This window comes from Microbacterium sp. ISL-103 (assembly GCF_018613995.1).
Lineage (GTDB): Bacteria > Actinomycetota > Actinomycetes > Actinomycetales > Microbacteriaceae > Microbacterium.
This window is the reverse complement of sequence record NZ_JAGGPD010000532.1, coordinates 1-2,979: the sequence shown is the minus strand read 5'-3', so window position 1 is coordinate 2,979 and position 2,979 is coordinate 1. Positions and strand designations below refer to the sequence as shown.

3 protein-coding genes and 1 pseudogene are annotated in these 2,979 nt (G+C 69.7%); 1 reads left to right on the top strand and 3 read right to left on the bottom strand.

Annotation, left to right across the window (positions count from 1 at the left end):
* Positions 1-100: 100 nt before the first annotated feature.
* The 3 genes from J7E68_RS17160 to J7E68_RS17150 form a co-directional block, all read right to left on the bottom strand.
* The gene (locus tag J7E68_RS17160) at positions 101-718 is read right to left on the bottom strand and encodes a SipW-dependent-type signal peptide-containing protein (protein WP_215174633.1); all 618 of its coding nucleotides are present in this window, start codon (positions 716-718) and stop codon (positions 101-103) included.
* Positions 719-720: 2 nt separating this feature from the next.
* Complete coding sequence (locus tag J7E68_RS17155; protein ID WP_215174631.1) at positions 721-1,344, bottom strand: SipW-dependent-type signal peptide-containing protein; 624 nt, start codon at positions 1,342-1,344, stop codon at positions 721-723.
* Positions 1,345-1,567: 223 nt separating this feature from the next.
* A complete protein-coding gene (locus tag J7E68_RS17150; protein ID WP_215174629.1) occupies positions 1,568-2,443 on the bottom strand; it encodes a LysR family transcriptional regulator ArgP in 876 nt (291 codons plus the stop codon).
* A 72-nt stretch (positions 2,444-2,515) separates the two neighbouring features.
* On the opposite strand from J7E68_RS17150, the pseudogene J7E68_RS17145 reads away from it, so the two are divergent.
* Positions 2,516-2,860 (top strand): annotated as a pseudogene (locus J7E68_RS17145) (LysE/ArgO family amino acid transporter); the annotation flags it as partial.
* Positions 2,861-2,979 lie beyond the last annotated feature (119 nt).

The window sequence follows — 2,979 nt, the reverse complement described above, 5'->3', positions numbered from 1 at the left end:
CGTCGGTGTTCTCGTCGGTGTTCTCGTCGGTGTGCTCGTCGGTGTTCTCGTCGGTGTGCTCATGGGTCCCCCTCTCGTTCCGCTCCCACCTGCGTCGGCGTCAGGATGACGTGCCGGTCAACTGCCAGGTCTGAATCGCGGTCAGACCCTGTGCGCCGTTGTCGGCCGTCGAGGGGAGCGTGACCGCGAAGCAGTAGTTCACGGTCGTGCCGCCGTTCGCCGCGACCGCCTGGGTGCCGGTGCCCCCGGTCGACATCGCCGAGTTGTCGGGCACGACGGCGGTGCCGGCGGTGTAGGTCGTGCCATTGCAGGTGGTGCCTGCGATAGTGCGCACCCCGTAGCGCAGGTAGGTCGCGAGTCCCGTGCCCGCGGTGGACGTCACGCTCAGCTGCAGCGTTCCCGCGACAGACGGATTCGCCGTCCGCACGCTGAAGAGCGCGTAGGTGGTGTTGCCCGGCGCCATGGCGCTGAACGGCGCACTGAAGGTGAGCGCCGCGGGAGTGCCGACGGGGTGGCTCGCGAAGGTCGCTCCGTCCGTTGCACCCACGATGTCGAAGCGGCCCGCAGTGAAGGTCGCGTTGCCGTACTCCGAGTCGTTCCATGCGGCGAGCGTCATCGCCGCGCCGACGCCGAACACCAGCCCGCCCGCGAGCACGGCTCGTATCCGACGGGAGAGCAGCCGCCTCCCCTCCCGCATGGCTCTGCGGGTGTCGGCCATGATCAGTCCGCAGTCGACGTCGCCGTGAACTCCCAGGTCGCGGTCGCGGTCGCGCCCTGGGTCAGGCCCGCACCCGCGGTGACGGCGAAGCACAGCTGCACCGGCGTGCCCGCCGTTCCGGCCGGAGCGCCCTCGGCGAGATCGACCGCTGTCGCGCCCGTCTGGGCGCTCAGTGTCGCTCCTGTCGCGACGACGGTCCCGGTGGCCGCAGCCCCGCACGTGTCCTCATCGGCGATGGCCGTCACCGTGTACGAGAGATTGGCCTCGTTCCCGCCGGTGCCCGCCGTGATCCCGGTCGGGACCAGCGTGGCGCTGTTGGTCGTCGTGCTGTCCAGACGCACCCAGAAGGGCGCGTAGACCACGTCGCCCGGCGACATCGATGACGCGACGGCCGGCAGCTCGAAGATGAGGGAGGCCGCAGCATCGCCCTCGTCGACGTTGTGATCGGCGTAGCCGGTCGTCGCGCTGGTCGTGGAGCCTTCGAGGTTGAACGAGCCGGCGGTGAAGGTCCCGGTCGCGAACTCCGAGTCATTCCACGCCGCGAGGGTCACCCCGATACCCACTCCGAGTACGAGCCCTCCGGCCAGCACTGCCAGTACTTTGCGTCGTGTGTCCTTCTCAACCATGACGTTCCCCCTCAGGAATTCGCGAACCGCGGATGCCTGGGAATGGCCGCCCTTCCGGGACCTGCATCAGCGCGTTCAGTCAGTCCGGTCAGTTTTGTCCAAGAAATGTTGCAAAACAAGGGCATACCGATAACGAGTGAACATTCTTCGCTCAATCAGGGCGATAAACGTCCAGGCGTCTTGTGAACCGGTCGAACGGGCGACAACCGTCGACCGCGCTCGATCAGGTCGCCAGAACACGCCGCGCCTCGACAGCCACCTCGGCGGCGATGGTGTCGAGCAGCGCGGATCGCAGGTTCCACTGCTGCCAATAGAGCCCGACACGCAGGGGGTCGCCGCCGAGTGGGACGAGTCCGGGATCCTGCTGAAGCACGGGGACCATGCCCCATCCCAACCCCAGACGGACCGCGAGTGCGTAGTCGGCGGATGCCGGGACGTAGTGCCGAGGCACACCGTGGTGCGGCACCGCCGTCGATGCCAGCCAGTCATGCTGCAGGGTGTCGCGCCGATCGAAATCGACGAAGGGCGCCACCGTCAGGGACTGCGGCGTCGCACCCTGCGGGAACCAGCGCTCGGCGAACGACCGTTCGGCCATCGCGTGGTATTCCAGCACCCCGAGAGGCGCGACCGAGCATCCGGCGACCGGCGTGGACTCACTCGTGACGGCAGCCATGACCGTGCCCGATTCGAGCAGGCGGGCGGTGAAGTTCTGGTCGTCGCGATGCAGGTCGAAGTCGAGGTCGTGCGCGGCGGACAGCCGCGCGAGAGGCGGGAGGAACCAGGTCGCCAGGGAATCCGCGTTCACGGCGAGCGGGATGCGCGAGCGCGGAGTGCCGTCGCCCTCGAGCCCCAGCCCGCCGAGCGCATCATGCTCGAGGAGCGCGATCTGGCGCGCCAGACGCACCACCGCCTCGCCGGCCTCGGTCAGTCGCACCGGCTTGCTGCGCACGACGAGCACCCGACCCAGCTGCTCCTCGAGCGACTTGAGTCTCTGACTCACGGCAGACGGCGTCACCTGCAGCATTCGGGACGCCGCGTCGAGGGTTCCTTCATCTGCCACGGCCGCGACGGTGGCCGCGAGTTCTGGATCGATCTTCACATTAGCGATGCTAATGCTGCATCAGTTATCTGCGCTGGTGCTGATGTACGCGAACGACCTACCGTGGGGACCATGCTCTCCGTCTTCGCGGGTCTCGGACTCGGCCTCTCACTGATCATCGCGATCGGCGCACAGAACGTCTTCGTCCTGCGCCAGGGAATCCGTCGAGAGCACGTGCTGCCCGTCGTCGTCATCTGCGCGCTCTCCGACGCCCTGCTGATCGCCGCCGGCGTCGCCGGCCTCGGCTTCGTCATCTCCGCAGCCCCCTGGCTCGTGGTGGTCGCTCGGTGGGCGGGCGCGCTGTTCCTGCTGGCCTACGGCATCCTCGCCGCTCGCCGGGCCTGGCGCGGCGGCGAACAGCTGCGGGTGGATACCGCGGACGTGGCCGGCCCCTCACCCGCCACCGGTGCGGGCTCGACGCCCGCAGCCCCGCCCCCCGCCCCCCCCCCCCCCCCCCCCCCCCCCCCCCCCCCCCCCCCCCCCCCCCCCACCCCCCCCCCCCCCCCCCCCCCCCCCCCCCCCCCCCCCCCCCCCCC